Annotated in this window: 19 protein-coding genes; 13 read left to right on the top strand and 6 right to left on the bottom strand. The window is 65.5% G+C overall.

Annotated features, from left to right (window positions below; translation table 11 throughout):
- Positions 1–12: 12 nt before the first annotated feature.
- Positions 13–2,607 (bottom strand): ATP-dependent helicase, encoded by a 2,595-nt coding sequence (locus FBZ93_RS28650; protein WP_146990587.1) that lies wholly within the window; start codon positions 2,605–2,607, stop codon positions 13–15.
- A gap of 284 nt (positions 2,608–2,891) precedes the next feature.
- Here FBZ93_RS28650 and FBZ93_RS28645 point away from each other — a divergent pair, with 284 nt between their 5' ends.
- Positions 2,892–3,065, top strand: a complete 174-nt coding sequence (locus FBZ93_RS28645) for a DUF1328 domain-containing protein (RefSeq protein WP_074128779.1) — start codon at positions 2,892–2,894, stop codon at positions 3,063–3,065.
- Between the two features lie 11 nt (positions 3,066–3,076).
- On the opposite strand, the gene FBZ93_RS28640 is transcribed toward FBZ93_RS28645, so the two are convergent.
- Positions 3,077–3,565 carry a thioesterase family protein gene (locus FBZ93_RS28640; RefSeq protein ID WP_146990890.1) on the bottom strand — a complete coding sequence of 163 codons (489 nt, stop codon included), beginning with the start codon at positions 3,563–3,565 and terminating at the stop codon, positions 3,077–3,079.
- A 169-nt stretch (positions 3,566–3,734) separates the two neighbouring features.
- Here FBZ93_RS28640 and FBZ93_RS28635 point away from each other — a divergent pair, with 169 nt between their 5' ends.
- Together FBZ93_RS28635 and FBZ93_RS28630 are read left to right on the top strand one after the other, a co-directional pair.
- The gene (locus FBZ93_RS28635; protein ID WP_433995453.1) at positions 3,735–5,150 is read left to right on the top strand and encodes an FAD-binding oxidoreductase; all 1,416 of its coding nucleotides are present in this window, start codon (positions 3,735–3,737) and stop codon (positions 5,148–5,150) included.
- 32 nt (positions 5,151–5,182) lie between these two features.
- Positions 5,183–5,572 carry a hypothetical protein gene (locus FBZ93_RS28630; protein WP_146990583.1) on the top strand — a complete coding sequence of 130 codons (390 nt, stop codon included), beginning with the start codon at positions 5,183–5,185 and terminating at the stop codon, positions 5,570–5,572.
- A 117-nt stretch (positions 5,573–5,689) separates the two neighbouring features.
- Here FBZ93_RS28630 and FBZ93_RS28625 read toward each other — a convergent pair whose 3' ends face one another.
- Both FBZ93_RS28625 and FBZ93_RS28620 read right to left on the bottom strand, forming a co-directional pair.
- A complete protein-coding gene (locus tag FBZ93_RS28625; RefSeq protein ID WP_146990580.1) occupies positions 5,690–7,375 on the bottom strand; it encodes a SulP family inorganic anion transporter in 1,686 nt (561 codons plus the stop codon).
- Between the two features lie 247 nt (positions 7,376–7,622).
- Positions 7,623–8,354 carry a cytochrome c biogenesis CcdA family protein gene (locus tag FBZ93_RS28620; RefSeq protein ID WP_146990579.1) on the bottom strand — a complete coding sequence of 244 codons (732 nt, stop codon included), beginning with the start codon at positions 8,352–8,354 and terminating at the stop codon, positions 7,623–7,625.
- A 222-nt stretch (positions 8,355–8,576) separates the two neighbouring features.
- On the opposite strand from FBZ93_RS28620, the gene FBZ93_RS28615 reads away from it, so the two are divergent.
- Positions 8,577–8,861 carry a hypothetical protein gene (locus tag FBZ93_RS28615; RefSeq protein WP_146990577.1) on the top strand — a complete coding sequence of 95 codons (285 nt, stop codon included), beginning with the start codon at positions 8,577–8,579 and terminating at the stop codon, positions 8,859–8,861.
- Between the two features lie 193 nt (positions 8,862–9,054).
- On the opposite strand, the gene FBZ93_RS28610 is transcribed toward FBZ93_RS28615, so the two are convergent.
- Positions 9,055–9,801, bottom strand: a complete 747-nt coding sequence (locus FBZ93_RS28610) for a FadR/GntR family transcriptional regulator (RefSeq protein WP_246667689.1) — start codon at positions 9,799–9,801, stop codon at positions 9,055–9,057.
- Positions 9,802–9,959: 158 nt separating this feature from the next.
- On the opposite strand from FBZ93_RS28610, the gene FBZ93_RS28605 reads away from it, so the two are divergent.
- The 8 genes from FBZ93_RS28605 (at position 9,960) to FBZ93_RS28570 (ending at position 19,957) form a co-directional block, all read left to right on the top strand.
- Positions 9,960–10,991, top strand: a complete 1,032-nt coding sequence (locus tag FBZ93_RS28605) for a TRAP transporter substrate-binding protein (RefSeq protein ID WP_146990576.1) — start codon at positions 9,960–9,962, stop codon at positions 10,989–10,991.
- Between the two features lie 9 nt (positions 10,992–11,000).
- Positions 11,001–12,857 (top strand): TRAP transporter large permease, encoded by a 1,857-nt coding sequence (locus FBZ93_RS28600; RefSeq protein ID WP_146990574.1) that lies wholly within the window; start codon positions 11,001–11,003, stop codon positions 12,855–12,857.
- An 11-nt stretch (positions 12,858–12,868) separates the two neighbouring features.
- Positions 12,869–13,852 carry an NAD(P)-dependent oxidoreductase gene (locus tag FBZ93_RS28595; protein WP_146990573.1) on the top strand — a complete coding sequence of 328 codons (984 nt, stop codon included), beginning with the start codon at positions 12,869–12,871 and terminating at the stop codon, positions 13,850–13,852.
- Between the two features lie 162 nt (positions 13,853–14,014).
- Positions 14,015–15,211: an ABC transporter substrate-binding protein gene (locus FBZ93_RS28590; protein WP_246667688.1), complete on the top strand. Its 1,197-nt coding sequence runs from the start codon at positions 14,015–14,017 to the stop codon at positions 15,209–15,211.
- A gap of 19 nt (positions 15,212–15,230) precedes the next feature.
- Positions 15,231–16,088, top strand: a complete 858-nt coding sequence (locus FBZ93_RS28585) for a branched-chain amino acid ABC transporter permease (protein WP_146990571.1) — start codon at positions 15,231–15,233, stop codon at positions 16,086–16,088.
- On the top strand, positions 16,088–17,887 hold the full coding sequence (locus FBZ93_RS28580; RefSeq protein WP_146990569.1) for a branched-chain amino acid ABC transporter ATP-binding protein/permease: 1,800 nt from the start codon (positions 16,088–16,090) through the stop codon (positions 17,885–17,887). The genes FBZ93_RS28585 and FBZ93_RS28580 overlap by 1 nt, the downstream gene beginning before the upstream one ends.
- Positions 17,868–18,614, top strand: coding sequence for an ABC transporter ATP-binding protein (locus FBZ93_RS28575; RefSeq protein ID WP_167529253.1), 747 nt, complete (start codon positions 17,868–17,870; stop codon positions 18,612–18,614). Before FBZ93_RS28580 ends, FBZ93_RS28575 begins: the two co-directional genes overlap by 20 nt.
- A gap of 50 nt (positions 18,615–18,664) precedes the next feature.
- Positions 18,665–19,957: an MFS transporter gene (locus tag FBZ93_RS28570; protein ID WP_146990566.1), complete on the top strand. Its 1,293-nt coding sequence runs from the start codon at positions 18,665–18,667 to the stop codon at positions 19,955–19,957.
- A gap of 104 nt (positions 19,958–20,061) precedes the next feature.
- Here FBZ93_RS28570 and FBZ93_RS28565 read toward each other — a convergent pair whose 3' ends face one another.
- Positions 20,062–20,673, bottom strand: coding sequence for a TetR/AcrR family transcriptional regulator (locus FBZ93_RS28565; RefSeq protein ID WP_146990564.1), 612 nt, complete (start codon positions 20,671–20,673; stop codon positions 20,062–20,064).
- Between the two features lie 148 nt (positions 20,674–20,821).
- Here FBZ93_RS28565 and FBZ93_RS28560 point away from each other — a divergent pair, with 148 nt between their 5' ends.
- Positions 20,822–22,054 (top strand): cytochrome P450, encoded by a 1,233-nt coding sequence (locus FBZ93_RS28560; RefSeq protein WP_167529252.1) that lies wholly within the window; start codon positions 20,822–20,824, stop codon positions 22,052–22,054.
- Positions 22,055–22,244 lie beyond the last annotated feature (190 nt).

The following is a 22,244-nucleotide window of genomic DNA, read 5'->3' as shown; positions in this document are numbered from 1 at the left end:
AAGACCGTTCTGTCACGCCCGCTCCACAAAGCTGTCGACCACCTTCTTCTCGCCTGCCTTTTCGAAGGCGATGGTCAGCTTGTTGCCGTCGATCTTCACCACATGGCCGTAGCCGAATTTCTGGTGAAACACCCGATCGTCCAGCGAAAATTCCGATGTCGTGCCCGTGGACTTCGCCACCAGCTCGCCCTCGATCACCATGGGACCGCGCTTGGTGCGACCGAAGCCTTCGGAGGAATAGGAGGATTGCCGCTCCTCGAAGCCGCTGCCGCCGCTACGGCCCCCGCCACCGCGGCCGCGATTGGCCTGGGCGCGCTGCCAGCCCGGGGTCGAATAGCTCGAGCCGAATGATTCGAGGTTGTCGAAGCGCGAAGCGCCATAGCCGCCGCTGCCGCCCCAGCCCGATCCGCCCTTGGATTCGGTGATCTCGACATTATGCGCCGGCAGCTCGTCGAGGAAGCGCGACGGGATCGTGGTCGACCAGGTGCCATGGATGCGACGGTTGGTCGCGAAATAGATCTTGGCGCGGCGGCGGGCACGGGTCAGCCCGACGTGGGCGAGGCGGCGCTCCTCCTCGAGTCCGGCGCGGCCCTGTTCGTCGAGCGTGCGCTGGCTCGGGAACAGGCCTTCCTCCCAGCCCGGCAGGAATACGTTGTCGAATTCGAGGCCCTTGGCCGAATGCAGCGTCATCAGCGACACGGCTTCGTCGCCGGCCTCGCCGTCGCGGTCCATCACCAGCGAGATATGTTCGAGGAACCCTTGCAGGTTCTCGAATTCCTCCATCGACCGTACCAGTTCCTTGAGGTTGTCGAGCCGGCCCGCAGCATCAGCCGAGCGGTCCTTCTGCCACATCTCGGTGTAGCCGCTCTCGTCGAGCACGATCTCGGCGAGCTCGGTGTGAGACGTGACCTCGCGCTGGGCGCGCCAACGGTCGAACTGCATGACGAGGTCGCGCAAGCTCCCGCGCGCCTTCGGCTTCAGCTCGTCGGTCTCGACCACGGCGCGCGCCGCCTCGAACAGCGGAATGCGGCGCTTGCGGGCATGGTCGTGCAGCAGCTGCACGGTGGCATCGCCGAGGCCACGTTTCGGCACATTGACGATGCGCTCGAAGGCGAGATCGTCGGCCGGCGAATTGATGGTGCGCAAGTACGCCAGCGCATCGCGGATTTCGGCGCGCTCATAGAATCGGGGGCCGCCGATCACGCGGTAGGGCAGGCCGAGCGTGACGAAGCGGTCTTCGAACTCGCGCATCTGGAACGAGGCGCGGACCAGGATGGCGACGTCGTTGAGGTTCTCGCCGGCGCGCTGCAGCTCCTCGAGCTCCTCGCCGATCGCGCGCGCTTCCTCCTCCGAATCCCAGGAGCCGGTGACGGTGACCTTCTCGCCGTCGATATCCTCGGTGCGCAGCGTCTTGCCGAGCCGACCTTCATTGTGCGCGATCAGGTGCGAGGCCGCGGCCAGGATGTGGCCGGTGGAGCGGTAATTGCGTTCGAGGCGGATCACCTTGGCGCCGGGAAAATCGTGCTCGAAGCGCAGGATGTTGTCGACCTCGGCGCCGCGCCAGCCATAGATCGACTGGTCGTCGTCGCCGACGCAGCAGATGTTTTTCAGCGGCGCCGCCTGCTCCCTCGCCCCGCTTGCGGGGAGAGGGTCGGGGTGAGGGGGAGTCTCCACGAGTTCGGTGCGCGGAGGGTCCCCCTCACCCGACGCACTATGTGCGTCGACCTCTCCCCGCAAGCGGGGCGAGGTAAGGTCGCCCGGAATCACATCGGAGAGCGCGCGGCCCGGCCGCGACGGCGCCTGCGACAAAAGCCGCAGCCACAGATACTGCGCGACGTTGGTGTCCTGATATTCGTCGACCAGGATGAACTTGAAGCGGTTCTGGTATTGCCGCAGCACGTCGGGGTTCTCGCGGAACAGCCGGATGTTCTCAAGCAGCAGGTCGCCGAAATCGGCGGCGTTGAGGATCTTCAGCCGCTCCTGATAGGTCGCGTAGATCTTGCCACCCTTGCCGTTGCCGAACGAGGCGGCCTCGCCCGCGGGCACCTGCGACGGCGACAGCCCGCGGTTCTTCCAGCTGTCGATCAGTCCGGCCAGCATCCGCGCCGGCCAGCGCTTGTCGTCGATGTTCTCGGCCTGCAGCAATTGCTTCAAGAGCCGCACCTGGTCGTCGACGTCGAGCACCGTGAAATTGGATTTGAGCTGCACCAGCTCGGCATGGATGCGCAGGATGCGGCCGCCGATCGAGTGGAAGGTGCCGAGCCACGGCATGCCCTCGACCGCCTGTCCCAGCATCTGGCCGAGCCGCAGTTTCATCTCGCGCGCCGCCTTGTTGGTGAAGGTCACCGACAGGATTTCCTGCGGCCGCGCGCGGCCCTGGCTCAGGATATGCGCGATGCGCGTGGTCAGCACGCGCGTCTTGCCGGTGCCGGCACCGGCGAGCACCAGCACGGGACCATCGAGCGTCTCGACCGCCTCGCGCTGCTCCGGATTGAGGCCGTTGAGATATTGCGGACCGGCGGCCGCCCGCGCACGCGCGGCGATGCCGCCAGCCACCGGCTGGTGCTCGGGAACGCCATGATGGGGCAATTTGCTCGGCTCGGTCATTGGCGAATCGTCTCGGCCCCACGATGGCACCGTGGGACGGTGAAGGGGAGCCTTCTTAACAGGGATTGAAGGCCATATAGGGCCTGATCGGCCGTTTTGACAGGTTTTATCCCGCGCGGCGGGAACGGTTTTGGCAGCAGTCTACCGAGAGCTTGGTTCCTGAAATCGGCGAAAATTTCGCGGTTTCGGGCTCAGGAACCAGCGTTTCGCTGCTGGTTTGTTTCCTCAAGCTATGGCGCCGGGCGAGGAGAGGCGGCGCGAGGAAACCAAGCAGAGGTTGGATCATGTTGAGCTGGGTCGTCACATTCCTGGTCATCGCCCTGATCGCGGGCATTTTGGGCTTTGGCGGCATCGCCGGCGCGTCGATCGAAATCGCCAAGGCGATCTTCTTCATCGCCGTTATCCTGTTCCTGGTGACGGCTGTGCTCGGATTGGTGCGCGGCCGCACAAGGGTCTAGCGGACAGCTGGTTACTTCTTCGAGGGCATCGCCACGTTGCGGCCGATGCCCTCGGGACGCGGCACGCCCGCATAGCTCTCCACGATGGCGCGGGTGCGGGCGCGGATGTCGGGCGGAAACGGCGCCACCTTGCGCGCCTCCATATCGATGTGCAGCGTGAGGTTCTCCGAGGTCGCGGACAGCCAGCCCTCAGTGGCATGGCGGAGCTCCTCGAATGTGTGCAGCCGCTTCTCGTCGGCGCCGAGCAGAAACACCGAGACCTGCACGGGATCGCCGAGGTGAATTTCCCGCAAGTAGCGGACGTGGCACTCGGCAGTAAAGGTCGAGCAGTGCCGCGCCTTCATGTAGGCGGGCCCGATGCCGAGTTGCAGCCACATCTCGTCGATGGCGCGGTCAAACATCACATTGTAGTAGGCCATGTTGAGGTGGCCGTTGTAATCGATCCATTGCGGGTCGATCTGCATCACGGAAGATTTGAACGGGGCTGGTGGAAGCGGCATCTCGTTCGTGGCAGTTACTGACGTCATCTTCCATCCCCGGTTCGTTGGCGTGCGAGCATGAACTTTTCTGCGACTCCCGCGACCACTTTTTCAAGTCAGGCTCTCTTGACCCCTTATACAAGCTTTGCCACGGTCGGCTAAAGCCGGGAGGAAAATTGACGTGGCGACAATGATTTCGAGCAATGTGACGCGACCTGAGCCGCAGGCCCTGAAGCGCGCGATCGACGCGCTGGCGGCACGGTTCGGCAACCGGCTCGTCACGTCGCAGGCGGTGCGCGAACAGCACGCCCATACCACCACATGGCTGCCGAACCAGCCGCCGGACGCGGTCGTGATGGCGCAGGAAACCGCCGATATCCAGGACGTGGTGCGGATCTGCGCCGCCAACCGCGTGCCCGTCATCGCCTTCGGCACCGGAACCTCGCTGGAAGGGCAGGTCAACGCGCCAGCGGGCGGCGTCTGCATCGATCTGCGCGACATGAACAAGGTGCTGGAGGTGCATGCCGAGGACCTCGACTGTGTGATCCAGCCCGGCGTGACCCGGAAGGCGCTGAACGAGCATCTGCGCGACCAGGGCCTGTTCTTCCCGATCGATCCCGGCGCGGATGCCTCGCTCGGCGGCATGACCTCGACCCGCGCTTCCGGCACCAATGCGGTGCGCTACGGCACTATGCGCGAGAACGTGCTGGCGCTGAAGGTGGTGCGCGGCGACGGCGAGATCATCACCACCGGCACGCGTGCCAAGAAGTCGTCGGCCGGCTACGACCTGACGCATCTGTTCGTCGGCGCCGAAGGCACGCTCGGCATCATTTCCGAGCTGACCATCCGCCTGCGCGGCATTCCCGACACGATCGCGGCCGCCGCCTGTTCGTTCGAGACGGTGCGCGGCGCCTGCCAGGCCACCATCCTCGCGATCCAGACCGGCATCCCGGTCGCCCGGATCGAGCTGCTCAATGCCGCGCAGGTGAAAGCCTGCAACAGCTATTCCAAGCTGTCGCTGCCGGAGACGCCGCTGCTGCTGCTGGAATTCCACGGCAGCGAGGTCGAGGTCGCCGAGCAGTCGAAGAACTTCCGCGACATCGCGGCCGAATGCGGTGGCGGCGACTTCACCTGGACCACCAAGCCGGAGGACCGCACCAAGCTGTGGCAGGCCCGGCATGACGCCTACTGGTCCGTCAAGGCGCTGCGTCCCGGCGACAGCATCGGCGTTGTCGCCACCGACGTCTGCGTGCCGATCTCGCGGCTGGCCGATTGCGTCACCGAGACCGAAGAGGATTTGAAACGGCTCAATCTGCTGTCGCCGATCGTCGGCCATGTCGGCGATGGCAATTTCCACTGCTCGATGCTCTGCGACGTCAACGACAAGGACGAGATGGCGCGCGGCGAGGAGTTCATGCACCGCCTGGTCGAGCGTGCGCAATCGATGGACGGCACCTGCACCGGCGAGCACGGTATCGGCCAGGGCAAACAGAAATATCTGAAGGCCGAGCTCGGCCCCGAAGCGCTCGACGCGATGCGGGCGCTCAAGCTGGCGCTCGATCCGCAGAATATTTTCAATCCCGGAAAGATCGTTCCTGCCGCCTAACCGATCGGATCATTCCTCCGCAGGACGTTGCGATGTGGTTGTTCAACAAGACCAGGCGGAAGGATATCTGGGACGATCCGGTCGCGCCGCTCGGCGACATCGAAGCGGCGCAAAGGATCCGTGCGATCTGCCGCGATGCTGCCGGCTGCGCCGAGGCGATCGGCTCACCCGACAAGCGTTCACCGAAGAACCAGCAGATCGAGCGCGATCGCTACGAGCGCGCCGCCAAGGTCGCGATGGAGACCGCGATGAAGATCTCCGACGAGTTGGTGCGCGATTCCGCGGTGCGCGAGATCGTCGGTCTGTGCATGAAGGCCAACAACATCAAGACGGGCCGGGCACTGTTTCGCGCCATCCACGCGGGCTCGATCAAGGCGGAGGTCTTGAAAGAGCACCCGACGCTGCAGGACGAGCAGGGATGAGGGGTCTGTAGCCCGGATGGAGCGCAGCGCAATCCGGGGTTCTATCGCGTGTTGATAAACTGTCCCGGATTACGCTTCGCTTCATCCGGGCTACGCAACTGCTGATCTCATCAGTCTCTAGCCTTGGCCCAGCGTGCGGACGGCTTCATCGACGCTGCGGAAGACGTGGTCCCTCTGCAGGACATCGTAGAGATCAAACCGCTCGAATGCGTCCTGCGCGCGGGAGGATTCGAGCCGCGCCACCGCCACCGTCACGCCGTCATCGCGGCATTCGCGAAACAGGTCGCGGAGCGCCTGCGCCGCCGTGAAATCGATCTCGATCATGCCGCTGGCCTCGATCACCAGCAGCTTCGGCTTGGGCGTTGCGTGGCCGATGGTCTTGAGCACGCCGCCGTGAAAACCTTCTGCGTTGAGGAACGACAACGGCGCCTGCAGGCCGACGACGGCAATGCCGGGCTTGCGCTCGCCGGTGACGTGCGGGCCCGCCGGCCACCAGATCGTGGTGCCGGGCACATGGACGAATTCCGCCAGCTGACCCTGCGTCGTGGTCCAGATGCCGTGTAGCAGCGACAGCGCGATGCCGACGGCGACGCCTTGCTCGATCGGCAGCACGATGATCGCGGCTGCCGTCGCTACCACCAGCAGGAACTCATAGAATGACTGGCGGAAGATCGTGATGATCTGCTTCACGCGGATGATGCGCAGCGCCACGAACAACAGCACGCCGCCGAGCGCCGCGTCGGGCACGTGCTGCAGCAGCGTCGCACCGAAGGCGAGCAGCGCGAGTACGATAGCCGCAGCAAACAGCCCCGAGAGCTGGGTGCGTCCGCCGGTCTCGGACACGATGCCGGTCCGCGGCGGGCTGGCATTGACGGGGAAGGCGCCGAACAGGCCGGCGAGCAGGCTGCCGGCCCCGGCGCCGAGGAAGTCGCGATCGACATCGGCCGGCTTGTCCGGATCGGACAGGAACGAGCGCGTCGTTGCCGCGGTCTGCACCATGACGACGATGGCGATCAGGATCGCCAGCGACAGCAATTTGATCCATCGCTCCGGCGCGATGTCCGGAAACGATGGCTTTGGCAGCGACCCGGGCACGATGCCGACCACCTTGACGCCCTTGCTTTCGAGATGGCCGGCGATGACAGCGATGGTGGCCACGACAAGACCGATCAATGCACCCGGAATCCGCGCGCTGATCTTCTCCGATCCGGCAACCAGCGCCAGCACGCCGAGGCCGATCGCCAGTGTGTAGGCATTGGTCTGGCCGATGTTTTCGGCGAGGACCCCGAGCTTGTAGAGCGTCGGCCCGTCCGGCGTGGTCAGGCCGAGCACGCCGGGCAATTGCGAGACCAGGATGTGGACCGAAATGCCGGCGAGGAAGCCGACCGTGACCGGCGTCGACAGCAGATTGGCAATCCAGCCGAGTTTGAACAGGCCGCCGGCGATCATGATCGCGCCGACCATCAGCGCCAGGGCCATCGCCAACGACTGATAGTCGGGCGAGCCTGCGGTCGCCATCAGGGCCAGGCCGGCCGCGAAGATCGGCGTGATCGTGGAATCGGCGCCGCAGGACAGGAAGCGGTTGGCACCGAGCATCGCAAAGCCGAGCGAGCCGGCCATGAAGGCGAAGAAGCCGATCTGCGGCGAGAAGCCGCCGAGCCGCGCAGTCGCCATCTGCTCGGGGATCGCGATCGCGGCGAGGGTCAGCCCTGCTATCAAATCTCCGGGCAAGTTGCTCGGCTGAAAGCCGGCCAGCGAACGGAAGATCGGCCAGCTGGCGCGTGTCGCGGGGGGTTGGGCCATCGGTCTCCGACTCATCTGGCGGCGAAGGGACGGCAAGTGTCCGCCATCGCGTGGTCAAAAGCCAGCGGTGTTGGGTCTGCGTGCATCTGCGAAGTGGACGGCGTTATGCGCTGCCGTCATTGCGAGCGAAGCGAAGCAATCCATGGAGTCGCGTCCACGGAAGCATGGATTGCTTCGTCGCTACAGCGCAAAATTGCTTTGCAATTTTGTCGCGAGCTCCTCGCAATGACGGAGATAACGCCGGCGCCTAGCCGATATTCTGCAGCGCCGGGAAGGTCTCCAGCAGCCAGACGCTGACGCCGGACACCGCGCCGGTCAGGAAGCCGATGCCGGTGACCACCATCAGCACGCCCATCACGCGCTCGACCGTGTCGAGATGGCGCTTCATCCGCGCGAACAGCGAGGAGAACTGCTTGACCATGAAGGCGGCGAGCAGGAAGGGGATGCCGAGCCCGGCGGAATAGACCGCGAGCAGGCCGGCGCCCTTGGTCACGGTGGCCTGCGAGGCGGCGATCGAGAGGATCGCGGCGAGGATCGGCCCGATGCACGGCGTCCAGCCGAAGGCGAACGCCAGGCCCATGACATAGGCGCCCCACAGCCCGACCGGCTTGGGTGCGGTGAGTCGTCCCTCGCGCATCAGCAGGCCGATCCGGGTGACGCCGAGGAAGTGCAGGCCCATGATGATGATGACGATGCCGGCGAGGATCGAGAGTTCGGCCGACCAGGCACGCACCAGCCCTCCGACAAACGACGCACTGGCGCCGAGCGCGACGAACACGGTGGAGAAGCCGAGCACGAACATCAGCGCCGCCGTCATCACCGCGCGCTTGGAGGCGGCGGTGTCGCCGTCCTGGTTGACCTGCTCGATGGTCGCCCCGGTCAAATAGATCAGATAGGGCGGCACCAGCGGCAGCACGCAGGGCGACAGGAAGCTGACTAGGCCGGCGATCAAGGCGGCCGGGATCGAGACGTCGTGCATCAAGGGACCTTCGCAGAATAACCGTTCTGTCTTGGCGTCTACGCAGCCAACAATCCAGAAGTTTCGCCGCTAAAGTCTTCAACTATGGTCACAGGCCCGTGTCCGGCGCGCTGGCGGGAACGGCAAGACGGCGCCGCGCGCGAAATGCGGCCAAGGTTTGCCAGCTCGCGGAAAATGGCGCTATCGTTCGCGGATTGCGCGGCCGATCCACGGGAGAGCGGCATGAACGAGCACGATTTCGAAAGGCAATTGAAGACCGACGGTTTCCAGGAAATCGAGTATCAGAAGCTTGATCCGCGCCCCGGCAAGGGGCGGCACCGGCACCATTTCGAGATCCGCGGCCTGGTGATCTCCGGAACCTTTGTCGTCAGGCAAACCGGCGAACCCGTTGTCTATCGTTCCGGGCAAGTTTTTTCCGTTGCCGAGGGCGAATTGCACGATGAGTGGATCGAGGCCGAGGGCGCACACGTCCTGGTCGGCCGGAAGTTCTCTGGGGGCAGGTCCTGAAGAGCTAATGACGCGGTCCAGTGTGAAGCTCCGTCCACACCACAGCCGTCGTCCCGGCGCAGGCCGGGACCCATAACCACGAATGCTGCTAGTTGCGCGATGCTGGAACGACGAGTCCCTCCGGCAACATCCGCCACGGCGTATGGGTCCCGGCTTTCGCCGGGACGACGTTGTGGAGAGACGCGTGCGTTCACTACCGCTTGCGGCCGGGACGCTCCGATGTCGTCTCGAACTCCCGCCCCCGAATCCGCACCAGATCGTGGGCGGAATGCGCCAGCAGCACCACCGTCGCTGCGCGCGCCGCCTCCGCATCGCCGGCGACGATCGCATCCAGCACCGCGCGGTGCTCGATCAGCGCGCGCGGGCGGTGCGAGCCGGTTGCGGCGATCGTAAAACTCTGGCGCAGGGTGATCTCGAACATCTGGGCGATCGGCCAGAAGAACTCGTTGCGGGTCGCGAAATAGATCGCCTGGTGGAACGCGATGTCGGCGGCGACGAAGTCCTCATTGGTCTTGGCCGCGTCCATGCCGTCGCATCCGGCGCGGATGCGGGCGATGTCGTCTTCCGCGGCATGGGTCGCTGCCAGCGCCGCGGCTGCGGGCTCGACCGCGGAGCGCAGCTGGAACAGTTTGGCCAGATAGCGATCGATCTCCGCGCTCTCGAGGTGCCAGCGCAGCACGTCGGGATCGAGCTGGTTCCATTGCTCCGGCGGCCGCACCCGTGTGCCGCTCTTCGGCCGCGACTCGATCAGGCCCTTGCCGGTGAGGGTGCGGATCGCCTCGCGCACCACCGTGCGGCTGACGTCCATCATCTCGCAGATCTGCATCTCCGGCGGTAGCGTCTCGCCGACGCCGATCTCGCCGCGCACGATGCTGCTGCCGACCCGGTCGGTGACCTGGCTGTGCACGCTCCGGCGCAATGCGTTGGATGTCTGGAACATCGGATGCCTCGCTGGGGTTGCTGTCTGCGCCGCCGCGGAGCCGCGCTCTTGCGCAACCGCATTTCATTTGTCATACATTATGACAAATGGTCTGCCAAGCTCGCGCCAGCCAGCGTCGCGGCCACAACAACGATCCGTTCCTGGAGAGGAGCGCCACCATGACGTCGATGCGCGTGAGCCGCCGTATTGCATTGCGGTCGTCGGCCGCTGCCGCAGCGTGGCTCGCCGCCGCGCCGGCCATCATCGGCCGCGCCGAGGCCGCGGCCATGAAGATGCGGTGCTCGTCGTCGCTTCCGAACGACCCCAAATACGCCAACGGCCGGGTCTACTACGACAACCTGGTCAAGAGCCTGAAGGCGAACGGGCTCGGCGAGCAGATCGAGGTCACCTTCTTCCCCGACAACCAGCTCGGTCAGGAGATCGACGTCATCAACTCGGTGAAGCTCGGGGTGATCGACCTGATGGTCTCGGGCTCGTCGATCTCTGCCAACCTCGTGCCGCTGGTCGGAACGTTCGACCTCGGCTACCTCTTCACCAGTTACCAGCAGCAAACCAAGGCGTTCGACGCCGGCGCGGCGAAGCCGATCGAGGATGCGCTGCTCAAGGGCGCCGGCATCCACATCATCGCCTGGGCCTATAATTTCGGCGCACGCAGCGTGCTGGCGAAGAAGCCGGTGAAGACGCCGGAGGATCTCGCCGGTCTGAAGATCCGCACGCTGCCGAATCCGATCATCACCGAATGCCTGCGGCTGATGGGGGCCGCGGCGACGCCGCTGGCATTCGGCGAGATCTACACGGCGCTGCAGGCCGGCGTGCTCGACGGCCTCGAGCACGATCCGCCGACCATCATGGCCAGCAAGTTCTACGAGACCGCGAAGCACTACGCGCTGACCCAGCATATCTTCTCGCCGCTCGCGGTCTATTTCAGCGACACCACCTTCAATCGCATGGCCCCCAAGCTGCGCGACGGCTTCCTTGATGCGGCGAAGACGGCCGCGACCGACACCCGCGCGCATGGGCTCGCGGTGGAGAAGGAGGCATTGGCGAGCTTGGTGGAGAAGGGCATCACGGTGGTCGAGTGCGACAAGGAGGCGTTCCGCAAGCGCGTGCTGCCGCAGACCGACAATTTCATCAAGGCGCGGCCCGAGGCCAAGGCCGTCGTCGATCTGATCCGCGCCACCCAGGCCTGAGGTCGGCGCATGTCGGTCGCCGCGATTGCGACGAGAAGCAGCACGGATCGGATCACGGCGCCGCTGCTCGCCATCAGTGATGCGATCGCCGCGATCCTGCTCGCCGCGGACCTCGTGGTGGTCTGCGTCTCGGTGCTGGCCCGCTTCCTGTTCAATGCGCCGGTCGAATGGTCCGACGACGTCGCCCGCGGCCTGATGGTCGGGTCGAGCTTCTTCGGCGCCGCGAGCGCGCTCGCACGCAGCGAGAATCTCGGCGTCGCCTTCTTCGTCAACATGCTGCCGCCGGGCGTGCGGCGGGTTGTCGACGCGGTCGGCGCGCTGCTCGTTACCATCATTGCCGGCACCGTCGCGTTCAACGCCATCAAGATGGGCTGGCTGACCACCGGGCAGACTTCGGGCTCCGGCCTGCCGCTGGAGTGGACGTTCTATCCGATGGGCGTCGGCGCGACGTTCATGACGATCTTCGCCTTCGAGACATTGTGTGGCCGCCCGCTGCGCGACATGGTGGCAGGAATCGTCGTGACGGCCGTCATCGCCGGTCTCTATCTCGCCTGGGATGCGCTTGCACCGTCATCGGTGCCGTCGTCGCAAACGCTGATGCTGATCGGCTTCTTCCTCACTTTGTTCGGCGGACTGCCGATCGGCTTTGCCCTGGCGCTCGCGGCATTGATCTTCATCTGGGTCGAGGGCACGCTGCCCGGCGTGATCTTCGCGCAGCAGATGGCGCGCGGCATCGACAATTTCGTGCTGCTGGCGATCCCGTTTTTCATCCTGGTCGGCTACCTGATGGAAGCCAACGGCATGTCGGTGCGGCTGATCGAGCTGTTGCAGCGCGCGGTCGGGCGGATGCGCGGCGGGCTCAACGTCGTGATGGTGATGTCGATGGTGCTGTTCTCCGGCATCTCCGGCTCCAAGATGGCCGACGTCGCAGCGGTCGGCTCGGTGCTGATCCCGGCGGCGCGCCGCTCGCGGCAGAATCCAGGCGGCGCCGTGGCGCTGCTCGCCGCCTCTGCTGTCATGGCGGAAACCATTCCGCCCTGCATCAACCTGATCATTCTCGGCTTCGTCGCCAATCTGTCGATCGGCGGCCTGTTCGTCGCCGGAATGCTGCCGGCTGCGCTGATGGCGCTGGCGCTGATCGCGGTGTCGATCATCTTCGGCAAGCGCCCGGCCGCGAACGTGGAAGCCGAGCCGCGCGCCGCGGTCTCGGGCCTGTGGACCGGCGCGATCGCCTCGTTCGGGTTGATCTTCATGATCTTCTTCGGCTTCAAGAGCGGCTTCGCCACCGCAACCGAGATCTCGGCCTTTGCCGCGGTGTACGCGATTGCCGTCGGCAGCCTCTTGTTTCGCGAGCTCGGCGTGAAGAGCCTCGCGCACTGCTTCGTGCAATCGGCGGTTCGCTCGGGGCTGGTGCTGTTCATCGTCGCCGCCGCGCAATCGCTGGCCTTCATCCTGACGCTGCAGCAGGTGCCGCACGCGGTCGGCGAGCTCATGCTGGCGATCTCGGGCAGCCACGGCGTCTGGCTGTTCATGCTGCTGTCGATCCTGGTGCTGGTGGTGATGGGCTCGGTGCTGGAAGGTGCCGCGGCGCTGATCATCTTCGGCCCGTTGCTGCTGCCGGTCGCGGTCAAGCTCGGCATCGATCCCCTGCATTTCGGTGTTGTGCTGGTCATCGCGATGGGGCTCGGTCTCTTTGCACCACCGCTTGGTCTTGGGCTCTACGGCGCCTGCCTGATCGGCAATGTGCCGATCGAGCAGACCATCAAGCCGATCGCGGGGTATCTCGGCCTGCTGTTGTTGTGCCTGCTGGTGATCGCCTTCGTGCCGGCGATCAGCACGGCGCTGCCGCATGCGCTCGGCTATTAGGGGAGGCGATCGTGAAGGTGCTGCTCGCTCATACGCCGCAGATGCGCCGGGACTATTATGGCGAGCGCAGCCTGAACGGCCTGCGCGCGGTCGCCGACGTCAGGCTGCATGAAGGTGACGAGGCGCTCGACGCCTCGTCATTGATCGAGGCCGCGGCCGATGTCGACATCATCGTCGCCGATCGCATGACCCAAGGACCCGGCGAGATTTTTCCGCGGTTACCCAGGCTGCGTGCCTTCGTGCGCTGTGCGGTCGATATCCGCAATATCGACGTTGCGGCGGCATCTGCAGCCGGCGTGCTGGTGACGCAGGCGAGCGCCGGCTTCATTCAGTCGGTCGCCGAGCTCGCGCTCGGCTTCATGGTCGACCTGTCGCGCGGCGTCTCCCGCGCGACAGCCGACTATCACGCGGGCAGGGCGCCCGAGGTCGTGATGGGCCGGCAGCTTGCGGGCAGCACGATCGGCATCATCGGTTATGGCAGCATCGGGCGCTATCTGGCCGGCATCGCCAAGGCGCTCGGCATGAACGTGCTGGTCGCCGATCCCTTCGCAGCGATCGATGACGCGGCGATCGCGCATCTTTCGCTCGACGACCTGCTGGCGCGCGCCGATTACGTCGTCTGCCTCGCGATCGCCAACGCGCAGACCGAGAACCTGATCGGGCGGGCCGCATTGGCGCGGATGCAGAAGCATGCGTTCTTCATCAACCTGTCGCGTGGCAATCTCGTCGACGAGGCGGCGCTGGCGGAGGCGCTGCGTGACGGCCGCATCGCGGGGGCGGCGATGGATGTCGGCCGGGCGCCCGACCAGATGCCGACGCCGGAGCTTGCGAAGCTGCACAATGTGATCGCAACGCCGCACGTCGGCGGCCTGACGCCGCAGGCGATCGAGCATCAGTCCTCGGAGACCGTGCGCCAGGTGGCGAAGATCGTCGCCGGCGAGGTGCCTGTCGGCGCCGTCAATGCCGAGCACTGGACGCGGCGGCCGCGGCTATGAAAGTTCGACAAGGCGCAATGCCGTCCGCGGGGCTGGACAAGAGCTTCGCATGCAGCCCAAACTCGATTTTGCAAACCGCGGCCGCTGAGCGCGCGGTCAAGTAATCAACGGACGTCGCGCAACAAACGACGGGCGCCGAGAGGGAAACAGGGAGTGCATCACATGGCCATGTCTCGCCGTGACGTATTATTGGGCAGCGCCGGCGCACTGGGCGCCGCATCTTTCTCCTTCCCGGCCCCTGCGATCGCACAATCGGAACCGATCAAGATCGGCTGCCTCGCGGCGATCACCGGCCCGAGCTCGGCGCCGACCGTCGGCTTCAACCGCGGCGTCAACTTTGCCGTCGATGCCATCAACGGCGCCGGAGGGGGCAAGGGCCGCAAGATCGAGCTGGTCATGCGCGACACCCAGGGCGATCCGACCAAGGCGGTCAACGCCACCCAGGAGCTGATCAGCCAGGCCAAGGTTCACGCGATCTGGGGGCCGCTCAATTCGGGCGAGGCGCTGGCGACGACGCCGATCATGGCGCGTGCCAAGATGCCGGACCTGCACCCCTGCGTGGTCGAGACCCTGATCGATCCGGTGAAGTACCCCAACGCGTTCCGCATCGCGCCGTCGAACAACCAATGGGACGATGCGGTGCGCAATTATTGCCTCAAGATCCTCAAGGTGAAGAAGGTCGCGGTGATCGGCGACACCACCGGCTATGGCGTCACCGCGGTCGGCGCCTCGGTCGCGGCATTCAAGAAGGACGGCGCCGAGGTGGTCTATCAGGCCAATATCGACGCCACGCAGCCCGACATGACGCCGGACATGCTGCGCGCCAAGAACGCCGGCGCCGAGGCGATCGTGGTGTGGAGCGTCTCGACCGGCATGGAGGCGCGGATGTTCAACACCCGCGCCACGATGAACTGGGACGTTCCCTTCGTCGGCCACCCCTCGATGGCGTCGGGCGAGCTCGCAAGCCTGGTCGCCAAGCCGGAGAACTGGAAGAAGGTCTATGCGATCGGCTACAAGAGCTGCAGCTATGACAGCGCCGGCAAGCTGCCGCCGAAGAGCGAGGATCTGGTCGCGCGACTGACCAAGGCCAATGTCGCGCTGAACGATACGCTGCTGTGGTGGGTCGCGGGCGGCATCGATTGCATCGAGCTGATCGCCAAGGCGGTCGCGGAAAGCGGCTCGACCGACGGCGCCGGGATCATCAAGTACTGGAATTCGTTGTCGACCTATCCCGGCTATTTCGGCAATTACCGCTTCTCACCGACCGAGCATAACGGCTATCTGACCGAAGAGATCGTGATGTCGGAATCCTCGACCGCCAAGAACGGCACCTTCGCGCTGGCGCCGGGCTACACATAGCAGGGCGAGGGCGCAGCCGATGCTGGCCTCGATCCTTGCATCCGGTCTCGCGGCGGGCGCGATCTACGCGCTGGTCGGCGTCACCTACAACACGATGTTCTCGACCTCGCGGGTGATGAGCTTCACCGCCGGCCAGCTTGCGATGCTCGGCGGCGTGTTCGGCTCGATGTTTACGCTGAAGCTCGGCTTGCCGATCGCTGTCGGCTTCGTGCTGACGCTGCTCTGTTGCGCGGTGATCGGCATCATCACCGAATTCGTCGCGGTGCGGCCCGTGCTCAAAAGCCTCGACCAGCATCTCTACGTGCTCTCGACCTTGGCGGTCGCGTTGATGATCCAGCAAATCACGGCGATCAAATGGGGCACCGAGCCGCAGCCGTTCCCGCGCATCGCAGGATTCGGCGAGGGCGTGCTCGATGAGAAATTCTGGCTGCCGGTGGTGGCCTGCGCCATCACCATCATTGGCCTCGAATATCTCTACCGCCGCACCCTGGTCGGCCGCGCGTTCCTCGCGATCGCGGAGGACAATTTCGCGGCACGGGCGCTCGGCCTGCCGGAGCGCAATCTGCGCGTCGCGAGCTACGCGCTCGCCGGAATGGTCGGCGGCATCGCCGGATTTTCCGGCGGGCAGTTGCTGCTGGCCTTTTTCGCCAACGGCGCGTTGCTGAATTTCTACGGCTTCGTGCCGGTCGCGCTCGGCGGGCTCGGCAACAACCGGGGCGCGATCATCGGCGGGCTGGCGCTCGGCCTGTTCCAGCAGGCGGCGAACTTCCTGGTCGGCGGCATCTTCTCCTCGGTCGCGGTGTTCACGCTGTTCATCGTGGTGCTGCTCGCAGCTCCCCAGGGGCTGTTCGGCGCCTCGACCGCGCGGAGGGTGTGATGACCTCGGTCGCAGCCGCACCGCCCCGAACCGATAGCGGTGCATGGCGCACCGCGCTGCCGCACATCCTGCCGTTCCTCGGCATTCTCGTGCTGGCGGTGCTCTTGCCCTTCGTCAGCAATGATTACTGGGTGCTGATCTGCACTCGGATGGCGATCTACTGGGTGCTGGTGTCGGGTCTCAACCTTGTGGTCGGCTTTGCCGGTCACCTTGCGATCGGCTATGTCGCGCTGTTGACGCTCGGCGCCTACACGACCAGCGTGCTGGTCGCCGGCAATGTGATGCCGGCCATTCCGGTGTTTGCCGCTCTGCCGGTCGCAGGCCTGATCGGCGCGATTTTCGGCGTGATCGTCGGTCTGCCGGCCTTGCGCCTGCGCACCTTCTATTTCGCGATGTCGACCTTGGGCTTTGCGACCATCGTGACCCAGATCGCGCTGGCCTGGCAGAGCGTGACCGGCGGCGGCATCGGTATCGCCGGTCCGGAATTCCCGGCGCCGTTCAACACGCCGTGGGGCTTCTACGTCCTTTGCATCGCGTTTGCCGCGTTCACGACCTGGATGAGCGCCAATGTCGCGCGCAGCCGCTTCGGCCGCGCTTTGATCGCGGTGCGCGACGCCGAGGTCGCCGCTGAGGCCAGCGGCATCTCGAAGCCGAACATGCTGATCGCGATCTTCCTGTTTGCCGGTGCGCTGGCGGCGATCGCCGGCGGGTTGTTCGCGACGCTGCAGACCTACATCACGCCCGACGCCTTCACCTTCGATCTCTCGGTGCTGTTCTTCATCGCGATCCTGATCGGCGGCCGCGGTTCGATCCTCGGGCCGATGCTCGGCACCATCATCCTGACCATCCTGCCCGAGATCGCGGCGCCGCTGGCGGCGTGGTCGACCTTCCTCTACGCGGTGCTGCTGCTCCTGATCGTGCTGGTGATGCCCGGCGGCATCGCGGCGCTGCTCGATTTCCGCAACCGCCGTCCGCTCGCCAGCAACCGCGCCATCGTGCCGCGCCCGGCCGCGCTTGCCGACATCGTGCGCCGGCGCGACGGCGGCAAGACGCTGCAGCTGCGCGGCATCGCGCTCAGCTTCGGCAATGTGAAGGCGATCGACGGCCTCGACCTCGATGTCGCTCCAGGCCAGATCCACGGCCTGATCGGGCCGAACGGCAGCGGCAAGACCACCACGCTCAACGTGATCTCGGGCTATTACGCCGCCAAGGCCGGCTCCATGACCCTCGGCGACGAGATGTTGCCCGCGGGCCAGCCGGTCAAGCGCGCAGCCAGCGGCATCGCGCGCACCTTCCAGACGCCGCGCGTGATCGGCGAAGCCTCGGTGCTGGAGAATGTCATGATCGGCGGCTCGATCGAGGGCCGGGCCAACTTCGTCGAGGCAATGCTCGCGCTGCCGCGTAACGGTGCCGACGAGCGTATGTTGGCCGAGAAGGCTCGCGCGCTGCTCGGCGTCGTTGGCCTCGAGGCGCTCGCCGATGTGCGCGCCGACCGTCTGCAGCACAGCGAGCTGCGCTTCATCGAGATCGCACGCGCGCTGATGCTCGATCCGGATTTCCTGCTGCTCGACGAACCCGCGGCCGGTCTCTCCAATGATGAGATCGAGCGGCTCGCCACCCTGATCAAGGCGGTCTGCGGCCGCGGCACCGGCGTGCTGCTGGTCGAGCATCATGCCGATCTGATCTTCGACATCTGCCACCAGGTTACCGTGCTCAATCTCGGCCGCACGCTGGCGGCGGGGACGCCGGCGGAGATCCGCGTCCACAAGGAGGTCGTCAGTGCTTACCTCGGCGGCTGAACCTCTGCTCAAAGTGGGCGCGCTGGAGTCCGGCTACGGCAAGATCCGCGTGCTGCACGGCATCGACATCACGATCGCTGCCGGCGAGGTCGTCGCGCTGCTCGGTCCCAATGGGGCCGGCAAGACCACGCTGCTGCGCGCGATGTCGGGTCTGCTGCCGGTCAATGCCGGGCAGGTCCGGTTCGGCGGCCGCGAGATGACCAACGCCACGCCGCGCGATGCCGCGCGGGCCGGGCTCGTTCACGTGATCGAGGGCCATCGCGTGTTCACGCAGATCTCCGTGACCGACAATTTGCTGCTCGCCGGCTACGACCTGCCACGCGCGGAGCGCGCCGTGCGCGTCGAGGAGGCATTGTCATTCTTTCCCGAGATCGCCGAGAAGCGGCATGAGCGCGGCGGCGCGCTGTCGGGCGGGCAACAGCAAATGCTGACGGTGGCGCAGGGGCTGGTCCGCCGTCCGCGGCTGTTGATGCTCGACGAGCCCTCCGCGGGGCTGTCGCCGGTGCTGGTCGATCGCGTCCTCAACGTCATCGGACGGTTGCGCGAGCAGGGCACCTCGGTGCTGCTGGTCGAACAGCTGCTCGAGAAGGCGCTGGCGTGTGCGGATCGGGTCTACGCGCTGGTGCAGGGCGCGATCGCGCTGGAGGCTGTGACCGGCGAAAGCGATCTCGCCCACCGGCTCGAGCGCGCCTATTTCGGCCATGAAAGCCACGCGCTGAGCGGCTGATGGAAATCGCGGGCATCGACAGTTCAATTCAGGTCTGACACAAGGTGGTCATGCGGCTTCCCTTCTTCTACGGCTGGACCATCGTCGCGGTGACGTTCGTCACCATGGCGATCGGCGTCAACGCACGGACGGCATTCTCGCTGTTCTATCCGCCGATCATCTCGGAATTCGGCTGGGAGCGCGGCATCACCGCGGGCGCATTCTCGTTCGGGTTTGTCGCTTCCGCGATCGCAAGCCCGCTGATCGGCCGGCTGATGGACCGCGGCGGGCCGCGCGCGGTGATGGAGCTCGGTGTCCTGCTGATGAGCTCGGGCCTGCTGCTGGCGCCGCTGACCACGCAGCCCTGGCATCTCTATCTCACCATCGGCGTGCTGGTCGGCGCCGGCAGCGTCTGCCTCGGCTATTCCGGGCAATCGCTGTTCGTGCCGAACTGGTTCATCCGCCGCCGCGGGCTGGCGATCGGGCTCGCGTTTGCAGGCGTCGGGATCGGCTCGGTGACGCTGCTGCCATGGGTGCAGCACATGATCGAGCACACCGGCTGGCGCACCGCCTGCACCGCGATGGGGATCATGGTGCTGGTCGTGCTCGCGCCGATCAATCTGTTGCTGCACAAGCGGCCGGAGGACATCGGCCTGCAGCCGGACGGCGATGCCGCGCCGACCGCCACATCAGCGAAACCGGCATCGAACATCGTCGATCCGGTATGGGCCGGTACCGATTGGACACTGTCGCGCGCGTTGCGCACCGCGCGGTTCTGGTGGATCGCGATTGGTTACTTCTGCGGCCTGTACATCTGGTATGCGGTGCAGGTGCACCAGACCAAATTCCTGCTCGATATCGGCTTCAGCTCCAGTGTCGGCGTCTGGGCGCTCGGCGTCGTCAGCCTGCTCGGCATTCCCGGCCAGATCTGGCTCGGGCATTTGTCCGATCGCATCGGCCGCGAATGGGTGTGGGCGATCTCCTGCTTCGGCTTCGTGATCTGCTTTGCCGCGCTCGCCGCGCTGAAATACTGGCCGAGCATGGCGCTGATCTATCTCATGGTCTTCACGCAGGGCGCGCTCGGTTATGGCCTGACATCCGTGATGGGACCGGTGGTGCTCGAGATCTTCCAGGGCAAGCATTACGGCAGCATCTTCGGCACCGTGATGCTGGCCGCGCTCGCCGGCGGTGCCGCAGGCCCATGGATCACGGGACAGCTCTATGATCTCTCGGGCAGCTATACCAGCGCGTTCGTGCTCGGCATCGCCGTCAGCCTGCTGTCGGCGCTGGCGATCTGGCAGGCTTCGCCCCGCAAGGTCCGCGCCGTCGCCGGACAGATGCACAAGGTCGCAAGCGCGGCCTAAAGCATGATCCGGAAAAGTGCGAAGCGGTTTTCCGAAAAGATCATGCTTAGACAACGAGCTAAAGCGCGATGATGATCAATCCAATCTCATCGCGCTTTAAGAGATCAGGCGGATGAAACGCCGATCGCCCGCTGCAGGTCGGTGATCGCGCGCAGGCAACTGTCGGCGGGCGTGGTGTCCGGATCGATCAGGCGGTGCAGGCGGAAGCCATCTTCCAGCGCCAGCACGATCGCGCCGGTCCAGTCCGGATTGAGTCTGGCGTTCCTGCCGCTGTTCTTCTGCGCGGTCTCGACGATGTCGGCGATCAGCTTGCGCCGCGCGCGCAGCCGCTTGGCGAGTTCAGGGCGGCGCTTCTCGGCGCGCGCCACGAACAGGATCATCTCCATATGCAGGAGAGGCGAGCGCCCGAGCGGATCCTGCCGGCTGCGATCCACTGTGCGCAGTGCCTCCAGGAAGTCGGCGAGGTCGCTGTGCTTGGCGAGCAGATCGAGATTGCGCCGGATCGATTGCTCGACGTGATCCTCGAGCATCGCGAAGATCAACTCGTCCTTGCTCTTGAAGTTCGAATAGAAGGCGCCGCGGGTAAAGCCCGCCGCGGCCGCGATCGCCTCGATGCTGGCGCCGCCGATGCCCTGTTCCTCGAACACCCGCGCCGCTGCCTCGAACAGCTTCTCGCAGGTGTCGTCCCGTGTCGGTCTGGTTCGAACCCTTGACATCGGCGCATTTTAGGGCAGAATGCAACTCGATACAAGAGTGTATTGAATTGCAGAACCAGAACAGCCGCACATTTGTGGTGCGGTCTTGAGGATGACACCAAGGCGCACCACGCTACAGGCACTGGTGCAGCGAGCGAACGAGGTCACCATGAACGAGCAAGTTCAGCCGGCCAGCGGCGATCCGCTTTTCGATCCACTGGCACCCGAATTCATTCGCAATCCCTATCCGTATTATGAGCGGCTGCGCCGCCTCGATCCGATGCATGTCAACGCGCACGGCGCGTTCGTCGCCAGCCGCCACGCGGAGGCGAGCCTCGTGCTGCGCGACAAGCGGTTCGGCAAGGATTACGTCGAGCGCTCGATCCGTCGCTACGGTCCCAAGATCATGGACGAGCCGGTCATCCGCAGCATGAGCCACTGGATGCTGCAGCAGGATCCGCCGGATCACACCCGGCTGCGCGGCCTCGTCGTGAAAGCGTTCACTGCGCGCCGGGTCGAGGACATGCGCCCGCGCATCCAGCACGTTGTCGACGAGACGCTCGATCGCATCATTCCGCAGGGGAAGATGGACCTGATCGAGGATTTCGCGTTCCGCCTGCCGGTGACCATCATCTGCGACATGCTCGGCATCCCGGAGGAGCATCGCGAGGCCTTCTACAACGGCTCGCGCGACGGCGGACGCCTGCTCGAGCCGGTGCCGCTCTCGGCGGAGGAGATCAAGCAGGGCAACGCCGGCAATGCGATGGCCGCGATGTATTTCCATCAGCTGTTCGAGCTGCGCCGCAAGCAGCCCGGTGACGACCTCACCACCCAGCTGGTGCAGGCCGAGGAGAACGGCCAGAAGCTGACCAACGAGGAACTGACCGCCAACATCATCCTGCTGTTCGGCGCCGGCCACGAGACGACCGTGAACCTGATCGGCAACGGCCTGCTCGCGTTGTTCCGCAACCCGGACCAGCTCGCGCTGCTGAAGGCCAATCCGGGCCTGATCACCAACGCGATCGAGGAGTTCCTGCGCTACGATTCCTCGGTGCAGTTGACCGGCCGCGTCGCGCTGGAAGACATCGAGGATCTCGGCGGCAAGCGCATCCCGAAGGGGGAAAGCGTGCTGTGCCTGCTGGGCTCGGCCAATCACGACGAGGCGGTCTATCCCGACCATCCCGAAAAGCTCGACATCCAGCGGCCGAACGTGAAGCCGCTGTCGTTCGGCGGCGGCATCCATTTCTGCCTCGGCGCCCAGTTGGCGCGGATCGAGGCCGAGATCGCGATCTCGACGCTGCTGCGCCGGATCCCCGACCTGCGGCTCGATGACGCGGAAAATCCGGAGTGGCGGCCGACCTTCGTGCTGCGCGGGCTGAAGCGGCTCCCGGCGAGCTGGTGACATTCCGGATCGGCGGCAGGGCGGCGTTCCTGCCGCGACGGCCGGAGCGCACGCACGCTTGAACGGAAATCCACATTCCACCCGGCGTCACAGCGGTAAAGCCGCTGTGACTTCGCCATACTTGTCTCTATATTTGGGTTGCTCCGGCCAAGGGTTGGCAAAGGGTTCAGCATAAGGAGGCTGCCGCGGA

It is taken from the genome of Bradyrhizobium macuxiense, assembly GCF_007993935.1.
Lineage (GTDB): Bacteria > Pseudomonadota > Alphaproteobacteria > Rhizobiales > Xanthobacteraceae > Bradyrhizobium > Bradyrhizobium macuxiense_A.
The sequence above is the reverse complement of the archived record's forward strand: the minus strand, read 5'-3'. Positions and strand labels throughout refer to the sequence as shown.